Source organism: Hymenobacter sp. HSC-4F20, assembly GCF_019599275.1.
Taxonomy (GTDB): domain Bacteria; phylum Bacteroidota; class Bacteroidia; order Cytophagales; family Hymenobacteraceae; genus Hymenobacter.
The window spans coordinates 117,755-143,791 of the sequence record NZ_JAHZTD010000002.1 but is presented as its reverse complement, the minus strand read 5'-3'; the positions used below and the strand labels follow the sequence as shown (position 1 = coordinate 143,791).

Genomic DNA, 26,037 nt, shown 5'->3' with positions numbered 1-26,037 from the left:
CCCTGTCAATGGGCCTGAAATCCACCCTGAGCCGGCCTTTGGCCGCCTACATCACGCAGCAATACCGGCGGTGGCAGCAGGACCCCATCGGCACGCAGCAGCAGGTGCTACGGGAGTTGCTGGCCTGTGGGGCCCGCACCGCTTTTGGCCGCGACCATGACCTGCCGGGAGCCCGCACTGCCCAGGACCTGGCCGCCCGCGTGCCCGTCCGCGACTACGAAGGCCTTAGTTCCTATTTCAACCGGGTAAAAGCCGGGGAGCCGGACGTGCTCTGGCCCGGCAAGCCGCTCTACCTGGCTAAAACCAGCGGCACTACCTCCGGGGCCAAGTACATCCCGATTACCCAAGACAGCATCCCCAACCACATCAATGGAGCCCGCGACGCGCTGCTCCAGTATGTGCACGCCACGGGCAAAAGTCGGTTTCTGGATGGGAAGCTGATTTTTCTATCAGGCTCCCCCGAGCTGGAAACGGTAGGCGGTATCCATACCGGGCGCCTCTCGGGCATTGCCAACCACCACGTGCCCGCCTACCTGCGCCGCAACCAACTGCCCAGCTACCAGACCAACATCATCGAAGATTGGGAAGCCAAGCTGGACCGCATCGTGGAGGAAACACTACCCCAGCCCATGACCCTGATTTCGGGGATTCCACCTTGGGTGCAGATGTACTTTGACAGAATAGTACAGCGCACCGGCCGGCCGGTAGGAGAGGTGTTTCCGCAGTTCGATTTGTTTGTGTACGGTGGCGTAAACTTTGAGCCCTACCGCAAAAAGCTGTTCGATACCATTGGCCGGCCCGTGGACAGCATCGAGCTGTTTCCAGCTTCCGAAGGCTTCCTGGCTTTCCAGGACCAGCCTGGTAACCCCGGCCTGCTGTTGCTGTTGAATGCTGGTATCTTCTACGAATTTATTCCGGCCGACCGGTTCTTTGAGCCGAACCCGCCCCGCCTTACCCTAGCGGAGGTAGAGCTGGATAAGCAGTACGCGGTAGTGCTCAGCTCCAACGCTGGCCTCTGGGGCTACAGCCTCGGCGACACGGTGCGCTTTACCCAGAAATACCCGTTCCGTGTCGTCGTGACGGGCCGCATCAAGCACTTTCTCTCCGCCTTCGGGGAGCATGTCATCGGGGAAGAGGTAGAGCACGCCCTGCGCGAAGCAATGCACCAGCACCCCGAGGTAGAGGTAGTAGAATTCACCGTTGCCCCCCGCGTAAGCAACGACCCCGCCGTGCCTTCCCAGCACGAGTGGCTTATCGAGTTTGCCCGTCCCCCTCACGACGCTGCTGCCTTTGCCGCTTCCCTGGATACGGGCCTGCGCCGCCGCAACGTGTACTACGACGACCTGCTCCGGGGCAACATTCTGGCCCCGCTGCACCTCACGCCCTTGCCCACCGGGGCTTTCCAGCGCTACATGAAAAGCCTGGGCAAGCTCGGCGGCCAAAACAAAGTGCCCCGGCTCAGCAACGATAGAACCGTAGCGGAGGGGTTGCTGGGTAGCTGATGGCTAGTGCTACTACTGTAGTGTCCGGGTTTCTGGCACTGCTTACGGGCATCAGGGCTGCCCTTTTCTTCTTGGGTAGCCCCGCGCAGCAGCAAGTGCTGCCAGAGGAGTTCTGGCCTACCTTCGGTCTGCGTTTTGGGGCTTTAGCATACTAGGGCTGCCGGGGCAACCAGTTGGTGGGGTATTCACCTGCTTTCAGAGAAAGCAAAACTTGCCCGGAAACACGCGGTTAGGCTATATAGTGTGCCTTTCGGCTGTCGGCCTGGTGGGCGGCTTTTTAACTAGCCGCCCGGTGGTCTGCCTTAAATGCGAGTTGCTTTCGACCTCGGCAATACGGTAAATCAGTGCGGCTGCGGGGTCCCGCTGGAGCAGCCCCGCCGGCCTTTCCGGGCCAGGTTGCTGGGCAGTGACTCATTGCGGAAAGGAATAGTAGAGGTAGCTGAATACGGGGTGGCCCGCGGCTGGACGATATGGGTATATACGACCTCTTTTCGTAGGAAGTGGTATATCCGACTGCTCTTCTGGCTGCACGGGATTGAGCTTGCAGCAGGTATAAACCAAACCCGTCATGCGCGGGAAGCGGCCGTGAGTTGTACCAGGCATCCGCCTACGTTTGGCATTGGTTTGCTGATAGACGATGCGGAAGGGGTAGCCCTAGAAGGAAAGCGTTACGGCTTTGCAGTCGTTGTTCTTCAGCCGCAGCAGGAGCAGTGGGCAGCAAAGGTGCAAGCCGCTTTACAAGCGCCAGTTGTAGCAGATGCAAAAAGTAGATAAAGTGTAATTTGATGCCATCCTTACCCCGCTAGGTTATGCGCTTTCTTGTCTGCCTGCTGCTACATGCCCTGTTATGGGCGAGTGAAGCCTACGCTCAACAAGCGGGGCTGCCCCCACTGCGCGTTGCTACCTACAACCTGCGCCTGAACGTAGCCAGCGACGGAGTGAATGCCTGGCCTAACCGCCGGGAAATGGTGAAAAGCCTGGTGCGCTACCACAGCTTTGATGTGTTTGGTACCCAGGAAGGCTTCCGCGGCCAGCTGGCAGATGTAGCGGAGCTACCGGAATACGCCTTCGTGGGCCACGGCCGCGACGATGGCAAGGAAGCGGGCGAGCATTCGGCCATCTTCTACAGGAAAAGCCGCCTCCAACTCCTGCAAACCGGTGACTTCTGGTTGAGCCAGACGCCGGATGTTCCCTCGAAGGGGTGGGATGCCAGGTGCTGCAACCGTATCTGTTCCTGGGCTAAATTCAAGGAACTGAAGACTAGCCAGGAGTTTTTCTTTTTTAGCGTCCACTTCGACCACGAGGGTGTGGAGGCCCGCCGTCAATCGGGCCGGCTGATGGTGCAGAAGATTCGGGAAATTGCGAAAAACACGCCCGTCATCTGCGTCGGCGACTTCAACTCCACGCCCGATACCGAGCAGATCCAGACCATGCAAGCTGTGCTCAACGACGCCTACCGCACCACCAAGCAACCACCCTACGGCCCCGTGGGCACCTTCACCGGCTTCAAGCTCGACGCCCCCCTGACGGATCGTATTGACTACATCTTCCTGAGCAAGCAATTCACTGTACTTAACTATGCCGTCCTGACCGATTCTATGCGCGGCCTCTACCCCTCCGACCACTTTCCGGTAGTAGTAAACGTGGAGATAAAATAGGGAAGAACAGAGCGGCAGATCCTAACAAGTTCGACAGGACGCTCGTGTATATTTTCTGTACTGCCTTTCTTCTGCCTATCTAGCAGGCCCAAACCAGCTAATGAGTAAATCCCACCTCCACGCCCTCTGTCTCGCCTACGTGCAGGAGCGCATTGAAGCCTGCCAGGCTGCCATTACTGCCGCCCAGGAATCGGCCAACTCCGAAACCAAGAGCAGCGCCGGCGACAAGTACGAAACCGGCCGCGCCATGGCCCAGAACGAGCGGGACCGAAATGCCGTGCAGCTCCAGCAGGCCCGCCAGCTGCTGGGCGAGCTGCAGCGCATCAACCCCCATGCTGCCTGCGACACGGTACGGCCCGGCGCTTTGGTACGCACGAGTATGGGCCGGTTCTACATCAGCATTAGCGCCGGCAAACTCACGCTGGACGGGCAGGAGTGCTTTGCAGTATCGGCCGCGGCGCCAGTAGCGGTAACGCTCAGCGGCCGGCAGGCCGGCGAGCAGGTCGTGTTTAATGGCAAGCCCCTGCGCATAGAAAGCGTGGACTAATTGGCTATTTCAGCACTGCTGCACGCACGGATGCGCATCAACTTATTAGCCGCGGAGCTTCCCCAAAGCCGCCACTTATCAGCTTGCTACTTATTTTATGGACATCTGGAAGCACTGCCTGCTTTCCCAACGCAAATTTGGCGGCGAGCCAACCGATTACGTGGCCGTGCACCGGTTCATGGATAGCAGCAAGCTATTCTACTTCCACATCCGGCACCGCTTGCTACTGCACCATACCCTGGGTATTGAGTGGGCTACGGAGCTGCTCGGCGACTTTGTGCTGAACTCGGCGGGCCGCACGGTGCTGGTGCGCGATGTAGCTGCCGAGCACTGCAAGGAAGACCTGCTGGGCCGCGTGCCCACCCTCTGCGAGTGGCTCCGCCACGCCGATGCTACCCTGGCTCCGCTGGCGCCCACGCCCGATGAGTTGCTGCCCGCCGCCCAGCCGGAGCTGCGCGCCTTTGTGCTGCGGCCCTACCTGCGCACGGGCCTGCGCTCGGCCCTTTTGCTTACTACCAGCACCTTTGGGGTGTACCTGGCCGAGCAACTGCTGGGCCTGGCCGCTGCCGAAGAGCTGGCGCGTCAGTTGCACCCTGCGCCAGCAGTAGCCGATAGCCTGCAGTCTTTCCCCTTTTCTTACCCCTGGCAGTACCGGCCCGACCCTAAAGAGCTGGCCTGGCTGCGCCAACACGCTCCCGCACATGAACCAACCCCAGACTAAAGCCCACCTCGTGCAGCTACTCCAGGCCGGCCACACCGTAACCGTCCGCTGGGACTGCGGCGGCGACGAATCGTTTGTGTACACCAGTGTGGATAACCAAGAGCTGGAAAGCCAGTACAGCGAAACCAATGACTTTCCCTATGGCCTGGAGCACTATCTGACAGAGCAGCTGGACCTGCCCAGCGCCGGTGATTTCAGCATGAGCGGTAGTGGCCGGTTTTTCCTGGAAGGACAAGCCGTTGGCCTCGACTACCAGTCGACGGCTACCGTGTATGAGGACGAGCTGGACGAGGACTTTTACGAGCAGTTTACCGACGAGGAGCTGCGCAATATGGGCCTGGAGCGCCCCGACCCGGCAGCGCAGAAGCCGCAGGAAGCTGCCCCAACTACCCCGGAAGTAGACGAGGAAATGAGTGCCGAGTACTCTGGGCGCCGGGTGCTGTTTCAGGTGCACGAAGCGCAAAGCTAAGGTCCGCTGCCTGGCGCAGCGTGCCCGTAAGCCAAACGGGAAGTTCGCGCTACTTTTGTAGCTACCTGCCCACACCATTTCTCTATGCCCTCTGAATTTCCCAAGCGCGTTACCCTTCTTGGTTCCACTGGCTCCATCGGTACCCAGGCCCTGGATGTGGTGCGCAGCCAGCCCGGCCGGTTTACTGTCACGGCGCTGTCGGCCCACGCCAATGCCGAACTGCTGGTGCAGCAGGCCCGCGAGTTTCGGCCCGCCGCCGTCGTCATTGGCGACGAAACCAAGTACGCTGCCGTAAAAGCCGCCTTGGCTACCCAGCCCGAAACCGAAGTGTTGGCCGGCGCGGCGGGCCTGGCCGATGTAGCCGGCCGCGACGATGCCGACGTGGTGCTCACGGCCATGGTGGGCTACGCCGGACTGCTGCCCACGGTGCGCGCCATCAGGGCGGGCAAAACCATTGCCCTGGCCAACAAAGAAACCCTGGTAGTAGCTGGGCAGCTGATTACCGAGCTGGTGAAAGAGCACGGGGTAGGGCTCTACCCCGTCGACTCGGAGCACTCGGCCATTTTTCAGTGCTTGGTGGGAGAAGAGCAGAACCCCATTGAAAAGATAATCCTGACGGCCTCGGGCGGACCGTTTCGGGGCCGCACCCGCGAACAGCTGGCCCTGGTAACCAAGGCTCAAGCCTTGAAGCACCCCAACTGGGACATGGGTGCCAAAATCACCATCGACTCGGCTTCGCTGATGAACAAGGGCCTGGAGGTGATTGAAGCCAAGTGGCTGTTTGGTCTGCGCGACGACCAGATTGAGGTGGTGGTACACCCTCAGAGTATCATTCATTCCCTGGTGCAGTTCGAGGATGGCTCCCTGAAGGCCCAGCTGGGTCTGCCCGATATGAAGCTGCCCATTCAGTATGCCCTGGGCTACCCGCAGCGCCTGCCCAGCCAGTTCCCACGTTTCAGCTTCCTCGACTACCCCCAGCTCACCTTTGAACAGCCCGATACTAGCACCTTCCGCAACTTGGCTCTGGCGTTTGAGGCCATGCAGCGGGCGGGCAACGCGCCCTGCGTACTCAATGCGGCCAATGAGGTAGCCGTAGCCGCCTTCCTGCGCGACGAAATCGGGTTCCTGGAAATGTCGGAGGTGGTAGAAACCAGCCTCGCCCGGGTTTCGTACCTTGCTGCCCCGAGCTTGGACGACTACGTGCAAACGGACCGCGAGACGCGCCGCATTGCCCAGGAGCTGGTGGGCGCCCGCGCCTGACACCCTGGCCGGAATGGGCACTAGCGGCGCCTTCGGTGCGTTGTTTGTATTCGGCGTGGTATTGCCGGGAAGAACGCCAGGATGTCTGCTACCGCGCCAGGCCTACCAGTACGCTTGCTTATTACCTAATCACCTAACATACCCCTACCCCCTTTGGAAGGACTTATCATGGCCGGGCAGATGCTGCTGGGCCTTTCCATTCTGGTTGGTTTGCACGAGTTCGGACACTTTGCAGCAGCCAAATACTTCAAAATCCGGGTCGATAAGTTTTATATCTTCTTCGACTTCCTGTTTCCCCTGCCCGGAGTACTCAACTTCGCCCTCTTTAAAAAGAAAATCGGCGAAACGGAGTACGGCCTGGGCTGGTTTCCGCTGGGCGGCTACGTGGCCATCCACGGCATGATCGACGAAACCCAGGATGCCGACAGCCTCGCGGCCGAGCCCCAGCCCAACGAGTTTCGGGCCAAGCCAGCCTGGCAGCGCCTGATTGTGATGCTGGGCGGCATCATCATGAACGTCATTACCGGCATTGTCATTTTCTCGCTCATCACCTTCAAGTACGGCGAAAGCTACCTGCCGGCGTCCGAAGTGCGCTACGGCGTAGTGCCCAACGAGCTAGGCAAAGAAATCGGCTTCCGCACCGGCGACAAAATTGTGAAGATCAACGGGCAGCCGTTCACGGAGTTCAACGACGTGTACAGCCCCGAAGTGGTACTGGGCACCAACGCCTACTACACCGTCGACCGGGCCGGGCAGATCGTGGACATTCCGGTGCCAGCCAATTTCATGGACCGTCTGGCCGATGAAGGCCAAGCAGCCTTCGTGCTACCCCTCGACCCCTTCGTGGTAGACCAGGTAGTAGGCAGCAGCCCCGCCGCCAAAGCCGGCCTGCAGCCCAACGACCGGATTCTGACCGTGGCGGGCCAGCCCATTCATTTTTTCCCGGAGCTGCAGAAAGCCCTGAAAGACCACGCCGGCAAAACCGTACCCGTGCAGGTAGAGCGCGGCAAGCAGCCCGTTACGCTGAACGTGACAGTAGATGAGGACGGCAAAATCGGCTTCCTGCCCAAGTCCTTATTACAGTACGCTACCCGGCAATACGGCCTGCTCGAGTCGGTGCCGGCAGGTACCAAGCAGGCCTTCGGGGTAGTAACCACGCAAATAAAAGCGTTTGCCAAGATTTTCCGGGGTGAGGCTTCTTTCCGTAAATCAATCGGGGGCCCCATCGAAATTGCCCAGCAGTACGGCGGCAAGTGGGATTGGTTCCGCTTCTGGACGCTCACGGGAATGCTCTCGATGGTGCTGGCCTTCATGAACCTGCTGCCGATTCCCGCCCTCGATGGCGGCCACGTCCTGTTCCTGCTCTACGAGATGGTAGCCGGCCGCAAGCCCTCCGATAAATTCCTGGAAAATGCCCAGAAAGTAGGTATGATGCTGATTCTGGGTTTGATGGCGTTCGTGCTTATCATCAACCCGCTGCTGAAAACCTTCGGTAAGTAAACCGCTGGCGCAGGCCGGAGCGAGGCTACAGGGAAGCCGTGCTGCCGCGAGGTGGCACGGCTTTTATAGTACTTCTGGTCTGCAACCTTTCCGTGCGGTCATCCTCTTTTTTGCCATGCTTTCCTCTCACTGCCTTCGTCGTTTTCTGCTGGTCGTTGTCCTGCTCGTAGCAGGGCAGGGGCTGGCCTGGGCGCACGCCTACCACGCCAGCATTATGGAAGTGCGCTTCAACCCCGAGAAGCAGCGCCTGGAAATAGCCCTGAAAATCTTCATTGACGACTTGGAAAAGGGGCTGTCCGTTGGGAAGCCTACCCCCGTGCGCACCGACCAGTTGCCCCGGCCTCAGCTCGACCCGCTGCTGATGGACCTGCTGCGTCGCTCGGTGCAATTCAGCGCCCGTCCTGGGCAGGCGCTGCCGCTCACGCTGGTGGGCCTGCAGAAGGAAACGGACTCCTACTGGCTGTACTTCACGGCCCCGCTGCCGGCTTCCGCCACGAGCGTAAGCCTGCGTCACCAACTCTTGCTGAACCTTTTCCCGGACCAGATGAACATCGTCAACCTCGACGCCCGCGGTAAAAAGCAAAGTCTGCTCTTCCGCGAGGGCGAGGAAAGTCAGCCGCTGAAGTGGTAGGGAGTGTCATTGCGAGCGGAGCGAAGCACTCCTTTTTCGCTTTTGTGATTAGCCTGATAACGAGACAAGCCCTTACTTCCAGCACGGCGGTAAGGGCTTGTCACATTTCAAGGGTAGTATTTCGTGAAGGAAAGAAGGCTTCGCCTCGCCATAACATTACCACCCACCTCCGCCGGCATCCTTCTGCTCGTTCTCGGGCTTGATCAGGCGGAACTCTACGCGGCGGTTGGTGCGGGCGTCTTCCTCCGTTACCTCGTTTTTCAGGGGCTGGGTGCTGCCGTAGCCCATGCTCTCGATGCGGTTGGGCTTGAGCTTGCCCTTCTGCTCAATGTAACGGCGGATGGCCTCGGCCCGATCCTGCGAGAGGGTCATGTTAAAGTCCGGGTCGCCCTTGCTGTCGGTGTGGCCCGAGATGCTGAGCCGGAACGTGGGGTGGTCCACCAGAAACACGGCAATCCGGTCCAGAATGGGGTGCATGCTGGCCCGGATGGTGGCCTTGTCCTGATCGAACTCAATGTTCTTGAAAATCAGCGGCAGCTTGTAGTCGATGGAGTTGGTCATCAGCTTCATCACCGTGTCGCCCTGCAGGGCAAACTTCTTCTCTACGCTGAAAAAGTCGGGGCTCTGAATCAGCATTACGTAGTGCGAGCCCTCAATCAGGTCGAAGTCAAACGAGCCATCATCGCGCAGGTACTTGCTGGCTACCTCAATGCCGTTGTCCGTGTCGATGATGCTGACGATGCCGTTCAGCGGTTTCTGGCTGACGGAGTCTACCAACAGTCCCGCCACGTGGGTGGTAGCCAGGGGTTGGGCCTCCATAGGTAAGGGAAACGAGAACAAATCGAGGTTCTTCATTTCCTTTTCCTCGGAGCGGGCGTAGTACAAGCTCTTGGAGTCGGAATCAATGGTGAAATAGTACTCCGAGCCCTTGCCGTTCACGAGGGGCCCGATGTTGATGGGTTCCTGCCAGCGGCCCCGAACCCGGTAGGTTTTATAGATGTCGAAGTCGCCGAAGTTGAGCAGCTGCCCGCGCGAGCTGAAGTACAGCACGTGGTAGAGCGGGTGGTAGAAGGGGCTGACCTCACTCTCGCGCGTGTTCACCACCGGGCCCATGTTCTGGGCCTTGCCCCACTGCCCGTTTTTCTGCTTCACGGTGTACCAGATGTCGGAGAGGCCGAAGCCGCCCAGCCGGTCGGAGGCGAAGTACAAGGTATCCTCACCGGGCGAAAGGGTAGGCTGCGAGTCCCAGGCCGTGGAATTAACGCCGGCCCCCAGGCTCTTGGGCGTGGTCCACTGCCCGTCCTTGAACGAAGACACGTACAGGTCGCAGTTGCCGTGGCAGGTAGGGCACTCGCAGCGGGCAAAGAACAAGGTTTTACCATCCTTGCTGATGCAGGCGGAGCCCTCATTGTAAGCCGAGTTGATGGGCTTGGGCAGCGGCTCGGCTTCCGTCCAGAGGCCATTTTCGCGCCGCGCCGTGTACAAGTCCTCGTCTACGATGTTATTGATACCGCGCGTTTTGCGCTTAGAGGAGAAGATGAGCAGGTCCGCGTCTGCGTTCAGGGTAGGGCCGTAGTCCTCCACCTGGGAGTTAATGGCGTCGCCCATGCTGGTGTACACGCCCTTGGGGGGGCGGAAGGCGGCAATGTTTTTGCGATACTCTACAATATCATAGTACGTTTTCAGCGGTACGTACAACTCGGCCGCCTTCTGTTCCAGAGAGTCGTAGTAGAGCTGCACCTTTTTCAGGTCCTGGCGGCGGTGCTTGAGGGCGAGGCGGTAGTACGCTTTGGCCCGTTCCTCGTTGCCGGCTTTTTCCCAGAGCTGGCCCAGGCGCCAGAGCAGGCCCGTATCCTTGTAGAAGTTCTCGATGCCAAACCGACTCACGTACACGTCCAGCAGGTTGCGGGCGGCATTCCAATTCTTGCGCTTTTCGGCCCGCTGAATTTCCCGCAGGGCCTTTTTATCCTCGAAATACGCCAGGCGGTTGATATTCGGAAAATCCGGGGTAGCGTCAGTCCGCGCCCGGGCATTGCGGATAACTTTGGCCGTTAGCTTGCGTTGGGCATTTGGTAGGCCGCTTTGTTGCTGGGCCTGCACCGTCAGGGAAAACAGCAGGGCCGGTAGCAGATAGAGGAGGGGGTAGCGAAAAAAGCGGAGCATAGCTAGAATAGAGCACGAAAGCGGTGGGAAGCCGGCCAGCATCAAAAATAGGAATTTTTGGATGCTCCTTTATATGTCCCGGGAAAGAGCTGCGTTAACGCCATAGCGGGCCGGAGGGCGTTTGGGCTGGCGGCAGTAGGCGGCTTCTGCCGATGTGGCGGCTAGCGGCGGTGGCACGGCACTTGCCGAATCCGTACCTTCGACGCTCCTCCCGCGTTTAAAACCGAAGCTACGCCATGGCTCTGTCATTGTGGCACGTGGCTTCGCTTTTTTCGTTACTCCCTCGCATGAGTCAATATAAATCACCCAAGTCACCACTCTCTTCTTTACTGCTGATGGCTGAAGATTCCGAAGAAATGGTGTCCATCGTGGCCGCTGACCCCGACCAGACCCTGAGCGCCGACGAATCGCCGGAGGTGCTGCCCCTGCTGCCCGTGCGCAATACGGTGCTGTTTCCGGGGGTAGTGCTTCCCGTCACGGTCACGCGCAAGAAGAGCATTCGGCTGGTGCGCAAGGCCTACCGCGGCAACAAAATTGTAGGGGTGGTGGCTCAGAAAAACGGCCAGAGCGACGACCCTACCCTGCAGGATCTGTACCAGGTAGGCACTATGGCCAAAATCCTGAAGCTGCTGGTGCTGCCCGATGGCAACACCACCATTATTATTCAGGGCCAGTCGCGCTTCCGCATTGAAGCCGAAGTGCAAAGCACACCCTACCTCACGGCGCGCGTGAGCTATTCGCCCGAGGCCTTCCCCAATAAGCAGTCGAAGGAAGTAAAGGCCCTGGTATCGTCGTTGAAGGAGGCAGCGGCCAAGATGCTCAAGCTCAACCCCGAAATCCCGCAGGAAGCCCAGGTGGCTCTGGATAACATTGAGTCACCTTCCTTTCTGACCCACTTCCTGTCTTCCAACATCAACGTGGAGGTAGGCATCAAGCAGCAGCTGCTCGAAATCAACGACGGGGTGGAGCGCGGTACCCAGCTGCTGGAGCTGATGCTGAAGGAAATTCAGCTGCTGGAAATCAAGCGTGAAATCCACACCAAGGTCCACACCGACATCGACCAGCAGCAGCGCGACTACTTCCTGCGCCAGCAGATTAAAGTGCTGCAGGATGAGCTGGGCTTCGACGGACCCGATCAGGAAGTGGAAAAGCTGCGCCAGCGGGCTAAGGATAAAAAGTGGCCCGAGGCCGTAGCCAAGCACTTTACCAAAGAGCTGGACAAGCTGACCCGCATCAACCCGCAGGCGGCCGAGTATCCTGTGAGCCTGAACTACGTGGAGTTCCTGCTGGATTTGCCCTGGAACGAGTACACCAAGGACAACTTTAACTTAAAGCGCACCCAGAAAATCCTCGACCAGGACCACTACGGCATGGAAAAGGTGAAGGCGCGCATTATTGAGTACCTGGCCGTACTTAAGCTCAAGCAGGATTTGAAAGCCCCGATTCTGTGCCTCTACGGCCCGCCTGGCGTGGGCAAAACCTCCCTGGGGCGCTCCATTGCCAAAGCCCTGGGCCGGCAGTACGTGCGCATGAGCCTAGGCGGGGTCCGCGACGAGGCCGAAATCCGGGGGCACCGCAAAACCTACGTGGGCGCTATGCCGGGCCGTATCATTTCCCAGATTAAAAAAGCCGGAGCTTCCAACCCCGTCATTGTCCTCGACGAAATCGACAAGCTGGCCTCCGACTTCCGCGGCGACCCTTCCTCGGCTCTGCTGGAAGTGCTGGACCCCGAGCAGAACTCTACCTTCACCGACAACTATCTGGAGGTAGAGTACGACTTGTCCAAGGTGCTGTTCATTGCCACGGCCAACGCCCTGGATACCATTCAGCCGGCCCTGCGCGACCGGATGGAAATCATTGACCTCACGGGCTACACGCTGGAGGAGAAAACCCAGATTGCCAAAAAGCACCTCTGGCCCAAGCTGCTGCACGAGCACGGCCTGGGAGCCAAAGACGCGGGCATCAGCACGGCCGCCCTGCAGCGCGTCATCGATGACTACACCCGCGAGAGTGGCGTCCGGAGCCTGGAGCGCAAGCTGGGGGCCGTGGTACGCAACGTGGCCAAGAGCAAGGCTCTGAAAGAAGCCTTTCCCGCCACGCTGGAACCCAAGGATATTACCCGCATCCTCGGGGCCGCCATCTTCGACCGGGACCAGTACCAGGACAACGAAACGGCGGGCGTGGTAACCGGGCTGGCCTGGACAAGCGTAGGCGGCGACATCCTGTTCGTGGAAAGCCTGCTGAGCCGGGGCCGGGGTAAGCTGACCCTCTCCGGGCAGCTCGGCGACGTGATGAAGGAATCGGCCGTGACGGCGCTGAGCTACCTGCGCAGCCGGGCCGAGGAACTGGGCATCGACTACCGCCTCTTCGACCAGTACGACCTGCACATTCACTTCCCCGAGGGGGCCGTGCCCAAGGACGGACCCAGCGCGGGCATTGCTATTTTCACCAGCATTGCCTCCGTGTTCACCCAGCGCAAAGTGCGCAGCCACTTAGCCATGACCGGCGAAATTACCCTGCGCGGCAAGGTGCTGCCGGTAGGAGGTATTAAGGAGAAGATTCTGGCGGCCAAGCGGGCCGGGGTGCGCGACATTATCCTGTGCCCTAAAAACCGCAAGGACATCGACGAAATTCCGGCTGAGTACCTTAAGGACCTGACCATCCACTACGCCGACCGCGTGGACGATGTGCTGCGCGTGGCCTTGCTGGAAGAGCAGGTAGCTCACCCCATGCAGCTGGTGGTGCGCGATGAAGCTCCGGCACCGCCCATGCCAAGCGTGGAAGTAAGTTAAGTTCTGTGTGCCCTACCTTGGCGCCTCGTGGCAAGGGTAGGGCACCTTTATTTTCTCTGGTAGGTGCGCGCAATAAAGCCGCAAAACCAGGCGTCTTATCGGGTAACCCGCGCTATCTTTCCCCTGATGATTCGATTCGTACGCCGTAGCTTGTACCTTCTCCCCTTTGTTGCGCTTGGCGCCGGCTGGCCCGTTCGGGCGCAGGCCCAGGTTGGCGGGCAGCAGGCTTTCTCCTTTTTGAACCTGCCTACCAGTGCTAAACTGGCGGGCCTGGGTGGCGTCAACGTTTCCTCCCGCGACGCCGATGGCACCATGTTCTACGGCAACCCAGCCTTGCTGAACGCCGACATGGACGGCCGCCTCGCCCTGGGCTATGTGGACTACCTGGCCGACATCAAGCAGACCACGGCGGCCTATGTGTTTAATACGGCCAACGCCGGCCGGTTTGGCGTGGGCCTCACCTACCTGAACTACGGCAGCTTCGAGCAGTTCGATGCGGCGGGTAACCCCTTGGTCCAGTTCTCGGTGAATGAATACGCCCTGAGCATCGCCGACTCCTATACCAGCGGCGCCTTCACGCTGGCCGGCACTCTGAAGCTAGCTGGCTCGGGCATTGCCGGCAACCACTCCTACGCAGCCCTGGCCGATGTGGGTGGGCTGTTCAAGCACCCGGAGCAGGAGTTTACCGTGGGCCTGGTGGTGCGCAACGCCGGCATCCAGCTCAAGCCTTACGATGGAGCCAGCCGGGAACCCATGCCCCTGGATGTGGAGCTGGGTACCTCCTTTAAGCCCGAGCACCTGCCGTTTCGCTTCTCGTTCACGGCCCACCACCTGCAGCGCCTCGATATCGTGTACCTCGACCCTAACCAGCGGGGGCAGCTTGACGAAAACGGCGAGGAAATCGTCCCGAAGAAGAGCCTGGGCGATAAAATTGCCCGTCATTTTGTAGTTGGGGGCGAGTTGCTGCTAAGCAAGAACCTCAACGTGCGGCTGGGCTACAACCACTTGCAGCGCCGTGAGCTGCGGCTGGAAAATACATCCGGCGGCGCTGGTTTCTCTTTCGGGGTAATGCTGCGGGTAAGCCAGTTTCAGCTAGACTACACCCACGCCGGCTACCATGCATCGGGCGGAGCCAACTATTTCACTATTGCCCGAAATCTTGATTCTCTGTTCAAAAAAGCGCAGTAGCTACCATTGCCTGAGCCGCACACCTGCTGATTACGGTAGGAGGGAGGCGCGTCCTGCGGGCAAGGGGTAGTGGCTAAGCGTAAACTTTTGGCAAGCTTCGGGGGTAGTATTCCTTCGTTGCTCTGATCTGCTTACCCTTCTTTCTTATGCTCGACTCTGCTGAGTTTCTGACCCCGGCCCAGATTGTGGCCGAACTCGATAAATACATCATTGGCCAGCACGAAGCCAAGCGGCACGTGGCCATTGCCCTGCGCAACCGGTGGCGCCGCCTGCACGCCCCCGCCGACATGCAGCGCGAAATTGTGCCCAATAACATTCTCATGATTGGCTCCACGGGGGTAGGCAAAACCGAAATTGCCCGCCGCCTAGCCAGTATTTCCGGTGCCCCGTTTACTAAAGTCGAAGCTTCCAAGTTCACAGAGGTAGGCTACGTAGGCCGCGACGTGGAAAGCATGGTGCGCGACCTGGTGGAGCAGTCAGTGAACATGGTGAAGCAGCGCCGCAAGGAAGAAGTAAAGGCTCAGGCTGCCCAGGCCGTCGAAGACCTGATCCTGGACATTCTCATTCCGCCAGTTACGACGGCCGCCGCTACTCCCAAGCCGGCCCTGGGCTTCCCCACCACGGCTCCCCATGAGGTACCCGACTCCGACCACGAACTGAATGAGCGTACCCGGGAGCGGTTTCGCGAGAAAATCCGCAGCGGCGAGCTGGACGAGCGCAAAATTGAAATCCGCGTGCAGCAAAGCAATACCCCTGGCATCGGGGTGGTTGGCGGCCCGGCCGGCATCGATGAAGCCAGCATGGCCGGCATTCAGGATATGCTGGGCTCCATGCTGCCTAAAAAGACTCGCAAGCGCAAAGTGACCGTAGCTGAAGCCCGTAAGATTCTGCTCGATGAGGAAGCGGCAAAGCTGATTGATATGGACGAGGTGAAAGACGAAGCCATTCGCCACGCCGAAAACGCCGGCATCATTTTCATCGACGAAATTGACAAAGTCGCCAGCCGTAGCAGCAAGGGCGGAGGAGGCCCCGACGTAAGCCGGGAGGGCGTGCAGCGCGACCTGCTGCCTATTGTGGAGGGCTCGGCCGTTAGCACCAAGTACGGCATCATCCACACCGACCATATTCTGTTCATTGCTGCCGGTGCCTTCCACGTATCCAAGCCCTCTGATCTGATTCCGGAGTTGCAAGGCCGCTTCCCCATCCGGGTAGAGCTGCAGAGCCTGAGCAAGGAAGATTTTTTCCGGATTCTGAAAGACCCTAAAAATGCCCTTACTAAGCAGTACGAGGCCTTGCTGCAGGCCGAGAACGTAGGGCTGTCGTTTGACGATTCGGCCCTGGAGCGCTTGGCTGAAATTGCTTTTGAGGTGAACAGCGAAGTAGAAAATATAGGGGCCCGCCGCCTGCACACCGTGATGAGCCGCCTGCTCAACGACATCCTCTTCGACGTGCCTGACCGCATTGGCCCCAATGCCCGCATTCTGGTAAACCGGGAAATGGTAGAGGAGCGGCTGCGGGACATGGTACGCAACCGTGACTTAAGCCAATATATTCTCTGAGCAGCGGCGCTACCTTGGCTCCACTGCTGTAAAAACGCAAAAGAGGCTACCCAGGTAGCCTCTTTTGCGTTTTTACCCGTACGCTTCAGTATCTGTCGTTCCTACCCTACTACCCCCATGCACTATTACATCATCACCGGCGCCAGCCGGGGCTTGGGTAAAGCCTTAGCCGAAATGGTCCTGCGCCAGCCCGATACCACAGTCATTGGCGTATCTCGCCACGCTACTATTGAGCACGAGCGGTACTGCCACCAGCCTTTGGATTTATCAGATATGCTCGCTGTGCAGAATAACCTGCACAAGGTTTTCCCGCAGTGGCACGATGCTCAGAGCGTCACGCTCGTCAATAATGCAGCTGTACTCGGAGAAATAGGCTACCTCGGGGAGCATCAGAACGAGCACTTTGAGTTCGTGTTTGACGTGAACGTTGTGGCGCCAGCTATGCTTATGAATACGTTTCTAAGCGCCTACGGAGCGTTGTCGGTGCCGCGCACCATTCTCAATATCAGCAGCGGCGCCGCTCAGCGGGCCGTAGACGGCTGGGGTGCTTACTCCGCTTCCAAAGCCGCCCTCGACGCCCTGTCCCGCACTGCCCAGAAAGAACAGGACCTGCGCGGCACTGGTATCCGCATCCGCAGCCTCTCCCCCGGCATCCTCGATACGGCCATGCAGGAACACATCCGCGCGGCTGATGCCCATAGCTTCAGCGAAGCCGCCAAATTCACTGGCTTCCATGCCGAAGGTAAGTTAGCTTCCCCGGCAGAGGTAGCGGAGAAGATTATAGCGTGGCTGCAGCAGCCGGCCGCTGCGAATGAAGATGTTGTATTAAGCATTACCTCCGTATAAAAAAAGCCCTACCCGGATTCGGGTAGGGCTTTTTTTATACGGAGGTAATGCTTAGTAACCTGGATTCTGCTTCATGTTAGGGTTATTCACAATCTCGCGGAAAGGAATAGGCATCAACAGACGGGTCGCATCAGTGATACCTAATACAGATTGAGCCTGACCTGTGCGAATCAGGTCGAACCACCGATGCCCTTCCAGAGCAAGTTCCACCCGCCGTTCACGCGCAATTGCCGCCAATAGGTTAGCCTGAGTAAGACCTGTTTCAAGCAGGGCTGGCAGGCCTGCGCGCGTTCGTACCCGGTTAAGAGCAGTCAACGCTCCGGTTATGTCCTGTTGTTGTGCTTTGGCCTCGGCACTGTTGAGGTACATCTCGGCCAAGCGAATAGCTTTAAAGTTATCCGTACCTGTGCCTGGATCGAAATACTTAATTTGGTTGCCTTGTGCTACAGTCCCGGTCCGGCCTACTATTTGAAAATTGCCGTCGGATATGGTAGCAGCTCGGCGTTGGTCGCCGGTTTCGTAGGCTGCAAGCAAGGTAGCCCGCTGTCCGCCCGGGCTCATCTCAAAACGTCCACCATTGGCCGTAGGAAGCATGAAAAAGGCGTAGGAACTCTGTACTTGAGCATCAAACTGGATTTCCCAGATAGACTCGGTAGGGTTACGGGTGGCAACGGCAGCCCGGTACGTAGAGGCCAGCGTGAAGGGTCCGGCAATTACCTGATCAGCAAAACGGGCGGCATCAGCCCACTGTTGACGATACAGAGCCAAGCGAGATTTCAGAGCTATGGCGGCCCACCGAGTAGCACGCCCTACGTTCACGGCGGGTAGCACACCTTCGGCCGCATCTAAGTCAGCCCGTATCTGGTTGTACACCTGTTCCCGTGGGGCCCGAGATACAAAAAGCGTATTATCTGGTGTGGTTGTAGGGGTTAGAACCAATGCTACATCACCCCAGTAGTTCGTGAGCATGAAGTAGCAATAGGCCCGCACAAACTGCGCCTCGCCAATCAGTTGTCCTCGCACTGCATCCGATATGCCGGTTGTATTCGGGATCTGAGCAATGATGTTGTTTGCCCGGTTGATAGTCGAGTACAGCGAGCTGTACATGCTGTTCAATTCTGCGTTATCCGGCAAGGGATTACGCGATTTGAGTTGCGCAAAAGAGGGAAAAGTACCAGTGTGGTCCAGGTTGTCTGCCAGCAGATCCGCAAAAGCAGGTACCCGCAGGCCCAGACTATTAGCACTGGTAAGGTTGCCATATAAACCAACAACTGCGCCTTGTGCTCCCGCTAAATCCGTGAAAGCTACGTCACGGTCAATAGAGTTCAGGGGCTCGGGGTTCAGAAAGTCAGAGCAGCCTGTACTTGTCAAGCCTAGCAGGCCTAGCAGCGCAAGAGTGCAAAGTTTAGAGCGAATATTCATTAGAAAAGAAGGTCGTAAGGAGAAAATTAGAAGCCTAGGTTCAACCCAATTTGGTATACGCGGGCTTGTGGGAAGGTCAGGAAGTCAGTTCCCTGTGAAGTGTTGCTCGCGTTGAAGGTATTTACCTCCGGGTCTAAGCCTGAGTAGTTGGTAAACGTGAGCAGGTTCTGACCAGCAATGTACACGCGTGCCGAACGTAGGTGAGCAGGCTGAATCCACTTAGCAGGAAGGGTGTACCCTAAGGTTGCGGTTTTCAACCGTATGTAAGAGCCATCCTCGATCCACCGGTCTGAAACCCGGGCGTTGCCGTTAGGGTCACCCCAAGCAGCGCGTGGAATGTCTGTGTCGGTGTTAGAAGTAGTCCACCGGTCACGCACGGCGCCAAATTGCCCAAACTGTCCGGACATTCCTTCCCCAAATGCTCGGGTATTGTTGTAAATCTCGTTGCCCGATACAAACTGGAAGAAGAAGTTGAGCTCCAACCCCTTCCAAGCTAACGAGTTTGTAATGCCACCACTGGCGTTAGGCTGGGCTGAGCCGATGAGCTTCTGGTCTTCTGCATCCAGAATGCCATTTTTGTTTAAGTCTTTAAAGCGAATGTCACCAGGTTTCGTATCGGGTGACTGGTAGTTGGCCGTTGGACGCCCCGTACTCTGCCGCGCCAGTGCGTTATCGGCGTTGATCTCATCCTGGTTCTGATAGATGCGGTCAACCACATAACCGCGGAAGCTGCCCAGTGAAGCTCCTACTTGTACCCAGTTGGCAAAGCCAGCACCAAACGCCGCATCATTTACCAGACGGGTTACTTGGTTGCGAATAAGGGACGTGTTAAAGCTGGTAGTCCAGGTGAAATCTTTGGTGCGTACGTTCTGCGTAGTAAGCTCAAACTCTAACCCGCGGTTACGCAAGTCACCAATGTTCTGAGTAATGTTGGAAAACCCAGAGGTAAGCGGCAGTTGGCGGTTTAGCAGCAGATTATTGGATTTACGGTTGAAGGCGTTAATCGTAAGGTTGATCCGGTCGTCTAACACGCCAAGGTCCATCCCTACGTTTATTTCTTGCGTCTGCTCCCATCCTAAGTCCTCTACCCCTAGTTGAGTAGGAGCAATACCTGCGACTGCATTGTAGTTGGCCAAGTTGGCAGCGCCCACGCCATACAGGTTACGCGAGGCGAAGTTGCCAATCTCGAAGTTACCAACTACGCCGTAGCCACCACGTAGGCGAAGTTCGGAAATGAGGGCATTATCCTGTAAAAACGCTTCCTCACCTACGCGCCAAGCCACCGAAGCTGCCGGGAACCACCCGTACTTGTTACTGACTCCGAAGCGCGACGAGCCGTCGCGGCGCAAAGAGCCCTGGAAGATGTACTTACCCTTGTAGTTGTAGTTTAAGCGGCCAAAGTACGATAGCAAGGTCCAAAGCGTTTCGTCTGATGAAGCATCAACCTTCACCGAGCCAGCAGAGAGTTGGCGGATACGGTTAGTAGCAAAGCCCGTCACGTTTGTAATAATGCCTTGTTGCACCGATTTCTGAGAGCTTTGCCCTAATAGCAGAGTAAGCGAGTGGTCGCCTAAGCTCCGGTTGTAGGTTAACGTGTTCTCATTGATCCAGCCTATATCGTAGCGGCTGTTGGCGTTGCCAAGACCATTGCTACCGACTGCTTGCAGCGCTGTGCTAGGCACAAACCGGTCTTCTTTCAGGTTGAGGTAGTCGCCACCAAGAGACGTACGCAAACGGAGACCCTTCAATAGCTCGGCATCGGCATAGATATTACCGATAGCACGGTTGTTACGGGCATTGATGATGGGCAGAGTAGCAGCTGCTACAGGGTTTTCAACTGAAGAGAACCGGTCTCGTGCAAATGTGCCATCTGCATTATAGATGGGGGTTTGTGAGCCTAGCAGTAACGCTGTGCTTAGTACCCCATAAATGTTGTTGTCGTTGTTCTGACGCTGAGAAAGAGAACGGCTACCAGTCAGGCTTACCCCCACTCTTACCCGGTCGGATATGTTATGGTCAAGGTTCAAGCGGATGCTACCCCGGTTAAAGCCCGAACCAATGATGACGCCCTCCTGGTCAAAGTACGTTCCCGATACCAGGAAGCGCGATTTGTTATCCCCGCCCGACATCGTAACAGTGTGACTCTGTATGCGCGCGGAACGGAAGATTTCGTCCTGCCAGTTCGTGTTGGCTCCGGTAAATAGGCTCTGCTGAGCTGTAGCGTTAGCTGCTACGTAACGAGGCGCCAGGCCTACGTTAGCTCGAGCTTCGTTGATTAAGTCCTGTGACTCCTGGCCGTTAAGTGGGTCGAGGCGCTTAATTGTCTGCTGCGTGCCGATGTAACCATCATAGCTGATGCGGGTGGCACCAGAAGCACCCCGTTTAGTTGTAATCAGCACCACACCATTAGCTCCACGGGAACCATAGATAGCTGCCGCCGACGCATCCTTTAATACCTCAATGGAGGCTATATCGTTAGGGTTAATATCTGATAGGGCATTTAAGCCCTGATTACCCACCCCAATATTCGAGTAGCTGCCCGAGTTAATTGGTACCCCGTCTACTACGTAGAGAGGTTCACTGCTAGCAGAAATAGAGTTGTTACCTCGTACCCGAACTGAAATTGCTCCACCCGGTGTGCCCGAGTTGGAAGATACCTGTACACCAGCAGCCCGGCCTTGCAAGGCCTGTTCTACACTGGCAATAGGCTGCGTCTCAAAGTCTTTGGATGCTACTTGGGTAATGGCGCCAGTAGTCAGCTTTTTAGATTGCTCACCGTAGCCAACCACAACCACTTCACTTAGCGCTTTGCTGTCAGGAGAAAGGCCAACTGAGATAGTGCCATCGGTAATGGGCCGCTCTATTGGAAGAAAGCCGACAGAGCTAAAGGTAAGAGTAGTAGCTGAAGTAGGGGCGGTAAGAGTGAAGCTGCCATCTGAATTAGTGGAAACCCCTACGGTGGTGCCTTTCACCAGTACCGTTACCCCAGGCAGACCTTCCCCATTAGTACGATCTGTTACTCTGCCTGAAACAGTGCGGGTTTGTGCATATACCTGGGTGACTGTAAGAGCAACAGCAGGTAAAGCAAGAAGTATCCTTCTTTTCATGAAATAGGTAGGTGTGTTGAAGAAATTGCTTCTAAACGGAGCGTTTTTTTAATTTTCACTAAAATAGTGACATAAAAATTAAAAATTCAAACTTTCGTCAATAACTGGATGAATGAGCTGTTTTTCAGGGCGAATCAATCTAAAAGCTGGGTGTAACTACATTTTTAGCTGTATAAATATTTTTATATAGTTTATATTATGTAAAGAAAAACATGTGTGGTTATACCTGTTTGTCCTGTCGTATCTTCTTTAAATGAATATATAAGGCGTACAGGGAAAGTAAGTACAGTGCGGAAGCTTGTGCTAAGAGCTTAGTAGTCAATAGCATATATAAATGGTTAGCTGTTGAGTAATATATAAAATATAATTAGTTATATAATAGCATAACAGCTACGCCTATATCTTAGCCTTACAGCTATAATGAGGTGCATTCCTTATATAGTATAAACTAACTTTATTCGAGCCTGTATGATTTTGTCTATAATTCTGTGAACATTATATATGTACTTGTAGGGTACTAGGTGATAAGCTAAGGCAGGTTACCGTGAACAAATACCTTGAGCAATGAGCTAAGCTGTTAGCTGAGGGCTATTAGAGAGGGCAAATACTAGTACAGCCGTATAATAAAATACTCCAATTAGTGAATAGGTGGTGTGGGAAGAACGACATCCTCTAGAAGCTAGAAAAGAAAGCATGTGGAACAGCGGGCAGGGCAGCTACTCATCCTGGCTCACAGTAGGTTACCAAGCCATTCAGTTGAATAGCAACCGACAAGGGAACAAGTGAAATTTGCTTAAGCACAGCTGCGGATGTGTAACCTAAATACTTGGTTGCTGAATACAGATATGGATAAGTGCAGGGTAAGAACCGCAGCTGACATTAGCTTGAGTGATGCTCCCCACTGGTGCTATCTCGGAACGTGCCTAGCAAGTCCTGCTCGGTCTACCTTCTCTCGCCTAATGGTGCGTTTAGGTGTATTGCATTAAGTGTACTATTTGCTGGCAATCATGCGCTTTACGCAGTTAAGGTCGTGGTGCACTACCTTACTACAATCTGGGAGGTAGTAGTAGAGTATGGTACTTGCGTGAGGAAAATATAGAGAATATCTAGGGGGCGGTCAACTAGCACAAGGTGCATCAGATTCAGCATATAAGCTCCTTCCCCCGGAAAAAGCAGATACAACCGCTTGGGTAGAACTAGCTGTTGACACTAACTAAAACCAACGACTCAGGTACGATCAGACCGGCTCGAAAAACGAGTTAATAACACCGAGTGAGCATGGAAGTGTATGATAGGTAGGAACATGATGAGAAACCCACACTGAATAAGAAGTTAGCTATAGAATAGAAGGTAAGTTTAAAATCTTTCAAGTTTAAAGAGTAAATCCTAACTTAGTGCACAGTTTTGACTCACCACTCTTTTTCACTCACATGCGGAAAATCTTATTGACTGCGGCTCTAGTCGCGCCCGTCTTGTTGCAGCAAGCGGCCGCGCAGAATCGCCAAATTTCAGGTCGGGTCACAGACCGTGCCAACGGTCAAGGCCTGCCTGGTGTAACGGTACTGGTGAAAGGTACCAACATAGGGGTTTCTACTAATTCAGATGGTACTTATACCATTAGTGCTCCTACATCTGCAACGACCCTGACGTTCTCATCTATTGGCTTTCTTCCAATAGAGCGTCCAATTGGCGATGCTTCTACCATTGATATTGGTCTAACTACTGACTCTAAGCAACTTGGAGAGGTAGTAGTTACGGCGCAAAACGTAGAGAGAACCAGAAATTCGCTGCCTTACGCGGCCACTCAGATTGAGGGAGAAAATATTACCAAAGCTCGTAACCCTAACTTTATCAATGGGTTGTCGGGTAAGGTAGCTGGTGTGCAAATCCGGCAGAGCAACACCTTAGGGGGGTCGACGAACATTGTAATTCGTGGCACGAAGTCTATTACTGGTAATAACCAACCACTTTTCGTAGTTGACGGGGTACCGATCAGCAACGCCAATACCAACAGCTCCACCCAGCAAACCGGGGGTGGCGGTTATGATTTCGGTAATGCTGCCGCCGACATTAACCCGGACGATATTGCCTCTACGACTATTCTGAAAGGTGCTGCTGCTACCGCCCTATACGGTGAGCGGGCTGCCAACGGGGTAGTGTTGATTACCACCAAGAAAGGCCGGAAAGGCTTCGGTGTAACCCTCAATTTAGGCGCTACGGCCGGCCGTATTGATAAGAGCACCTTCATTAAGTACCAGAATAAATACGGTGCTGGCTATGGTGCTTATTACAACGGCGAACCGGGTGTGCCCGCTGCTCAGGACAACCCTTATTTCCTGGATCGGGATATCAACGGAGACGGTGTTCGTGACCTTGTAGTGCCAACATCGGAAGATGCCTCCTATGGCGCTGCTTTCGATCCTAACCTGTCGGTGTATCAGTGGGACGCCTTTGATCCTTCTTCACCCAACTACGGCAAAGCTACTCCATGGGTAGCTGCTCAAAACGGACCAGACAGCTTCTTTAAAACTGCCGTAACGCTCAATAACAGCATTGCTATTGACGGTGGTAGTGACATGGGTACGTTTAAGCTTGGCTATAATAACATCCGTGATAAGGGCATCATGGAGAATAGCCAGATCAACAAGAACATCGTTAACTTCTCAGGCTCTCTGAATCTGTCGCCTAAGCTAACTACCTCGGCCTCTATCAACTATACCCGGGTAGATGGCAAAGGACGGTACGGCACTGGCTACGGCGACGGTAACGTAATTACCAACTTCCGCCAGTGGTGGCAGACCAACGTAGACGTGAAAGCGCAGCGTGATGCGTATATGCGCACAGGTGACAACGTTACTTGGAACTGGTCTGATCCGAATGATCTGGTGCCGATCTACTGGAACAACCCTTATTGGGTGCGGTACAAAAACTACGAAACCGATAGCCGGAACCGTTTCTTTGGTAACGTAGCCGCCACGTACAAGGTAACCGACTGGTTTAACATTCTGGGCCGGGTTAGCGCCGACTCCTACGACGAGCTGCAGGAAGAACGTATTGCAGTAGGTAGCCTAGGCGTATCGGAGTATTCCCGTTACGACCGCACTTCCCGCGAGTATAACTACGACCTGATTGGCAATTTCTCGAAAAATATCACGGATGCTGTGAGCTTGCGTGGTTTGCTCGGTGCCAACTTGCGTCGTCAGTACGTTAGCTCAATTGCAGCTGCTACCAACGGCGGTCTGATTGTTCCAGACCTGTATTCGTTGCGCAACTCGGTGAATGATCCGCTGACGCCTAACGAAAACGTACTCCAAGTTGGAGTAGATGGTATTTTTGCCAGCGCCACCGTAGGCTTCCGGGAAATGGTTTTCTTGGACGCTACCGTACGCCGGGATAAATCCACAACCCTGCCTTCGAAAAATAACACCTTCATTTATCCGTCGGTCGCTACCAGCTTCGTCTTCTCGGAGCTAATGAAGGATTCTCCCTGGTTGTCATACGGTAAGATTCGGGCCAACTACGCTGAGGTAGGCCAAGGTGCTCCGGCTCTTTCGGTATTTGATATTTACGACAAAGTATCAACCTTCGGCTCGACTGGTCTGTTCTCAGTGCCTGGCACCAAGAACAACCCCGATCTGAAGCCCGAGCGGACCAAGAGTGCCGAGGTAGGTCTGGAAATGAACTTCCTGCAGAACCGATTTGGCTTTGAAGCAACGGCCTATCAATCCAACTCAATTGATCAAATTCTGCCAGTAACGCTCTCTACATCTACTGGGTACAACTCTCGGTATGTGAACTCTGGGGAGGTGCGTAACCGGGGTATTGAACTGGCAGCCTTCGTATCGCCGCTGCGGTCGACAGACTTCACTTGGACAGTGAATGCGAACTGGACTCGTAACGTAAACGAGGTACTTTCGCTGTATGGGGATGTGAAGAACATCGTACTGGCAACTTACCAGGGCGGCGTGAGTTCGAACGCTACAGTAGGTGAACCGTATGGTTCTATCCGTGGCAAAAACTTCGTGTATTTGAACGGCCAGAAAGTGGTTGCCTCTACTGGTTATTACCAACAGACGGTTACCTCTAACGAAGTAATCGGCAACCCAAACCCAAAGTGGACTGGTGGTATTTCGAACACGCTTAACTACAAAGGCGTGGGACTGTACTTCCTGGTTGATGTTCGCCACGGCGGCAGCATCTTCTCTCTGGACCGCTACTACGGGCTAGCTACGGGTCTGACGCCGGAAACTGCTGAAAATAACGATCTGGGCAATCCTTCTCGTAACACTATCGCCAATGGTGGTGGCGTAATTCTGCCGGGCGTACTCACTGACGGAACGGCTAACACGCGTCGGGTAAGCAACACCAACTACGGCCTGTATGGCTACCTGCGCAACCCTCCGGCAGCCTTCGTGTACGATGCCAGCTTCGTGAAGCTGCGTGAAGTGTCTCTGTCGTATGCTCTGCCGGCTGCTATCGTTTCTAAGTTTGGTCGTTTTAAGGGCGTAGAAATCTCTGTAGTAGGCCGCAACCTGTGGATTATTTCCAAAAACTTGCCGGATGCTGACCCCGAAGATGCACTCAGCTCGGGTAACCTTGGCCAAGGTTACTCTTCGGGATCTTTCCCTGCTGTGCGAACGTTCGGTGGAAACCTACGTCTGAGCTTCTAGTT

General features: G+C 55.9%; 16 protein-coding genes. 13 read left to right on the top strand and 3 right to left on the bottom strand.

From position 1 onward, the window contains the following. Nucleotides 1-8: 8 nt before the first annotated feature. The 8 genes from K3G63_RS10250 (at nt 9) to K3G63_RS10215 (ending at nt 8,288) form a co-directional block, all read left to right on the top strand. The gene (locus K3G63_RS10250; RefSeq protein ID WP_220614035.1) at nt 9-1,502 is read left to right on the top strand and encodes a GH3 auxin-responsive promoter family protein; all 1,494 of its coding nucleotides are present in this window, start codon (nt 9-11) and stop codon (nt 1,500-1,502) included. A gap of 809 nt (nt 1,503-2,311) precedes the next feature. After that, nucleotides 2,312-3,160 carry an endonuclease/exonuclease/phosphatase family protein gene (locus K3G63_RS10245; protein WP_220614034.1) on the top strand — a complete coding sequence of 283 codons (849 nt, stop codon included), beginning with the start codon at nt 2,312-2,314 and terminating at the stop codon, nt 3,158-3,160. A gap of 100 nt (nt 3,161-3,260) precedes the next feature. Continuing rightward, the gene (locus tag K3G63_RS10240) at nt 3,261-3,707 is read left to right on the top strand and encodes a 3-oxoacyl-ACP synthase (RefSeq protein WP_220614033.1); all 447 of its coding nucleotides are present in this window, start codon (nt 3,261-3,263) and stop codon (nt 3,705-3,707) included. 97 nt (nt 3,708-3,804) lie between these two features. Next, nucleotides 3,805-4,428: a DUF6915 family protein gene (locus K3G63_RS10235; RefSeq protein WP_220614032.1), complete on the top strand. Its 624-nt coding sequence runs from the start codon at nt 3,805-3,807 to the stop codon at nt 4,426-4,428. Then, entirely contained in the window at nt 4,409-4,897 is a 489-nt protein-coding gene (locus K3G63_RS10230; protein ID WP_220614031.1) for a hypothetical protein, read from the top strand. Before K3G63_RS10235 ends, K3G63_RS10230 begins: the two co-directional genes overlap by 20 nt. Nucleotides 4,898-4,981: 84 nt before the next feature. Next, entirely contained in the window at nt 4,982-6,157 is a 1,176-nt protein-coding gene (locus K3G63_RS10225) for a 1-deoxy-D-xylulose-5-phosphate reductoisomerase (RefSeq protein ID WP_220614030.1), read from the top strand. 153 nt (nt 6,158-6,310) lie between these two features. Then, nucleotides 6,311-7,657 (top strand): RIP metalloprotease RseP, encoded by a 1,347-nt coding sequence (rseP, locus tag K3G63_RS10220; RefSeq protein ID WP_259404405.1) that lies wholly within the window; start codon nt 6,311-6,313, stop codon nt 7,655-7,657. A gap of 115 nt (nt 7,658-7,772) precedes the next feature. Then, nucleotides 7,773-8,288 carry a DUF6702 family protein gene (locus K3G63_RS10215; protein ID WP_220614029.1) on the top strand — a complete coding sequence of 172 codons (516 nt, stop codon included), beginning with the start codon at nt 7,773-7,775 and terminating at the stop codon, nt 8,286-8,288. 156 nt (nt 8,289-8,444) lie between these two features. On the opposite strand, the gene K3G63_RS10210 is transcribed toward K3G63_RS10215, so the two are convergent. Further along, nucleotides 8,445-10,451, bottom strand: coding sequence for an OmpA family protein (locus tag K3G63_RS10210; protein WP_220614028.1), 2,007 nt, complete (start codon nt 10,449-10,451; stop codon nt 8,445-8,447). 335 nt (nt 10,452-10,786) lie between these two features. On the opposite strand from K3G63_RS10210, the gene lon reads away from it, so the two are divergent. From lon to K3G63_RS10190, 4 genes are all read left to right on the top strand, one after another. Next, nucleotides 10,787-13,243 (top strand): endopeptidase La, encoded by a 2,457-nt coding sequence (lon, locus tag K3G63_RS10205; protein WP_259404404.1) that lies wholly within the window; start codon nt 10,787-10,789, stop codon nt 13,241-13,243. Between the two features lie 126 nt (nt 13,244-13,369). Continuing rightward, nucleotides 13,370-14,431, top strand: coding sequence for a type IX secretion system protein PorQ (gene porQ / locus K3G63_RS10200; protein ID WP_220614026.1), 1,062 nt, complete (start codon nt 13,370-13,372; stop codon nt 14,429-14,431). 146 nt (nt 14,432-14,577) lie between these two features. After that, on the top strand, nt 14,578-15,990 hold the full coding sequence (hslU, locus tag K3G63_RS10195) for an ATP-dependent protease ATPase subunit HslU (RefSeq protein ID WP_220614025.1): 1,413 nt from the start codon (nt 14,578-14,580) through the stop codon (nt 15,988-15,990). Between the two features lie 117 nt (nt 15,991-16,107). Continuing rightward, nucleotides 16,108-16,836 carry an SDR family NAD(P)-dependent oxidoreductase gene (locus tag K3G63_RS10190; RefSeq protein ID WP_220614024.1) on the top strand — a complete coding sequence of 243 codons (729 nt, stop codon included), beginning with the start codon at nt 16,108-16,110 and terminating at the stop codon, nt 16,834-16,836. A 51-nt stretch (nt 16,837-16,887) separates the two neighbouring features. Here the strand turns inward: K3G63_RS10190 and K3G63_RS10185 are convergent, their stop codons facing one another. After that, entirely contained in the window at nt 16,888-18,258 is a 1,371-nt protein-coding gene (locus K3G63_RS10185; protein ID WP_220614023.1) for a RagB/SusD family nutrient uptake outer membrane protein, read from the bottom strand. Nucleotides 18,259-18,284: 26 nt separating this feature from the next. Further along, entirely contained in the window at nt 18,285-21,365 is a 3,081-nt protein-coding gene (locus K3G63_RS10180; protein WP_220614022.1) for a TonB-dependent receptor, read from the bottom strand. Between the two features lie 1,430 nt (nt 21,366-22,795). On the opposite strand from K3G63_RS10180, the gene K3G63_RS10175 reads away from it, so the two are divergent. After that, the gene (locus K3G63_RS10175; protein ID WP_220614021.1) at nt 22,796-26,035 is read left to right on the top strand and encodes a SusC/RagA family TonB-linked outer membrane protein; all 3,240 of its coding nucleotides are present in this window, start codon (nt 22,796-22,798) and stop codon (nt 26,033-26,035) included. The last annotated feature ends 2 nt before the right edge of the window (nt 26,036-26,037 follow it).

What these genes read in the sequence shown, in the direction of transcription:
- K3G63_RS10250 (WP_220614035.1), top strand. Translation starts at nt 9, where the DNA reads ATGGGCCTGAAATCCACCCTGAGCCGGCCTTTGGCCGCCTACATCACG.
- K3G63_RS10245 (WP_220614034.1), top strand. Translation starts at nt 2,312, where the DNA reads ATGCGCTTTCTTGTCTGCCTGCTGCTACATGCCCTGTTATGGGCGAGT.
- K3G63_RS10240 (WP_220614033.1), top strand. Translation starts at nt 3,261, where the DNA reads ATGAGTAAATCCCACCTCCACGCCCTCTGTCTCGCCTACGTGCAGGAG.
- K3G63_RS10235 (WP_220614032.1), top strand. Translation starts at nt 3,805, where the DNA reads ATGGACATCTGGAAGCACTGCCTGCTTTCCCAACGCAAATTTGGCGGC.
- K3G63_RS10230 (WP_220614031.1), top strand. Translation starts at nt 4,409, where the DNA reads ATGAACCAACCCCAGACTAAAGCCCACCTCGTGCAGCTACTCCAGGCC.
- K3G63_RS10225 (WP_220614030.1), top strand. Translation starts at nt 4,982, where the DNA reads ATGCCCTCTGAATTTCCCAAGCGCGTTACCCTTCTTGGTTCCACTGGC.
- K3G63_RS10215 (WP_220614029.1), top strand. Translation starts at nt 7,773, where the DNA reads ATGCTTTCCTCTCACTGCCTTCGTCGTTTTCTGCTGGTCGTTGTCCTG.
- K3G63_RS10210 (WP_220614028.1), bottom strand. Translation starts at nt 10,451, where the DNA reads ATGCTCCGCTTTTTTCGCTACCCCCTCCTCTATCTGCTACCGGCCCTG.
- lon (WP_259404404.1), top strand. Translation starts at nt 10,787, where the DNA reads ATGGCTGAAGATTCCGAAGAAATGGTGTCCATCGTGGCCGCTGACCCC.
- porQ (WP_220614026.1), top strand. Translation starts at nt 13,370, where the DNA reads ATGATTCGATTCGTACGCCGTAGCTTGTACCTTCTCCCCTTTGTTGCG.
- hslU (WP_220614025.1), top strand. Translation starts at nt 14,578, where the DNA reads ATGCTCGACTCTGCTGAGTTTCTGACCCCGGCCCAGATTGTGGCCGAA.
- K3G63_RS10190 (WP_220614024.1), top strand. Translation starts at nt 16,108, where the DNA reads ATGCACTATTACATCATCACCGGCGCCAGCCGGGGCTTGGGTAAAGCC.
- K3G63_RS10185 (WP_220614023.1), bottom strand. Translation starts at nt 18,258, where the DNA reads ATGAATATTCGCTCTAAACTTTGCACTCTTGCGCTGCTAGGCCTGCTA.
- K3G63_RS10180 (WP_220614022.1), bottom strand. Translation starts at nt 21,365, where the DNA reads ATGAAAAGAAGGATACTTCTTGCTTTACCTGCTGTTGCTCTTACAGTC.
- K3G63_RS10175 (WP_220614021.1), top strand. Translation starts at nt 22,796, where the DNA reads ATGCGGAAAATCTTATTGACTGCGGCTCTAGTCGCGCCCGTCTTGTTG.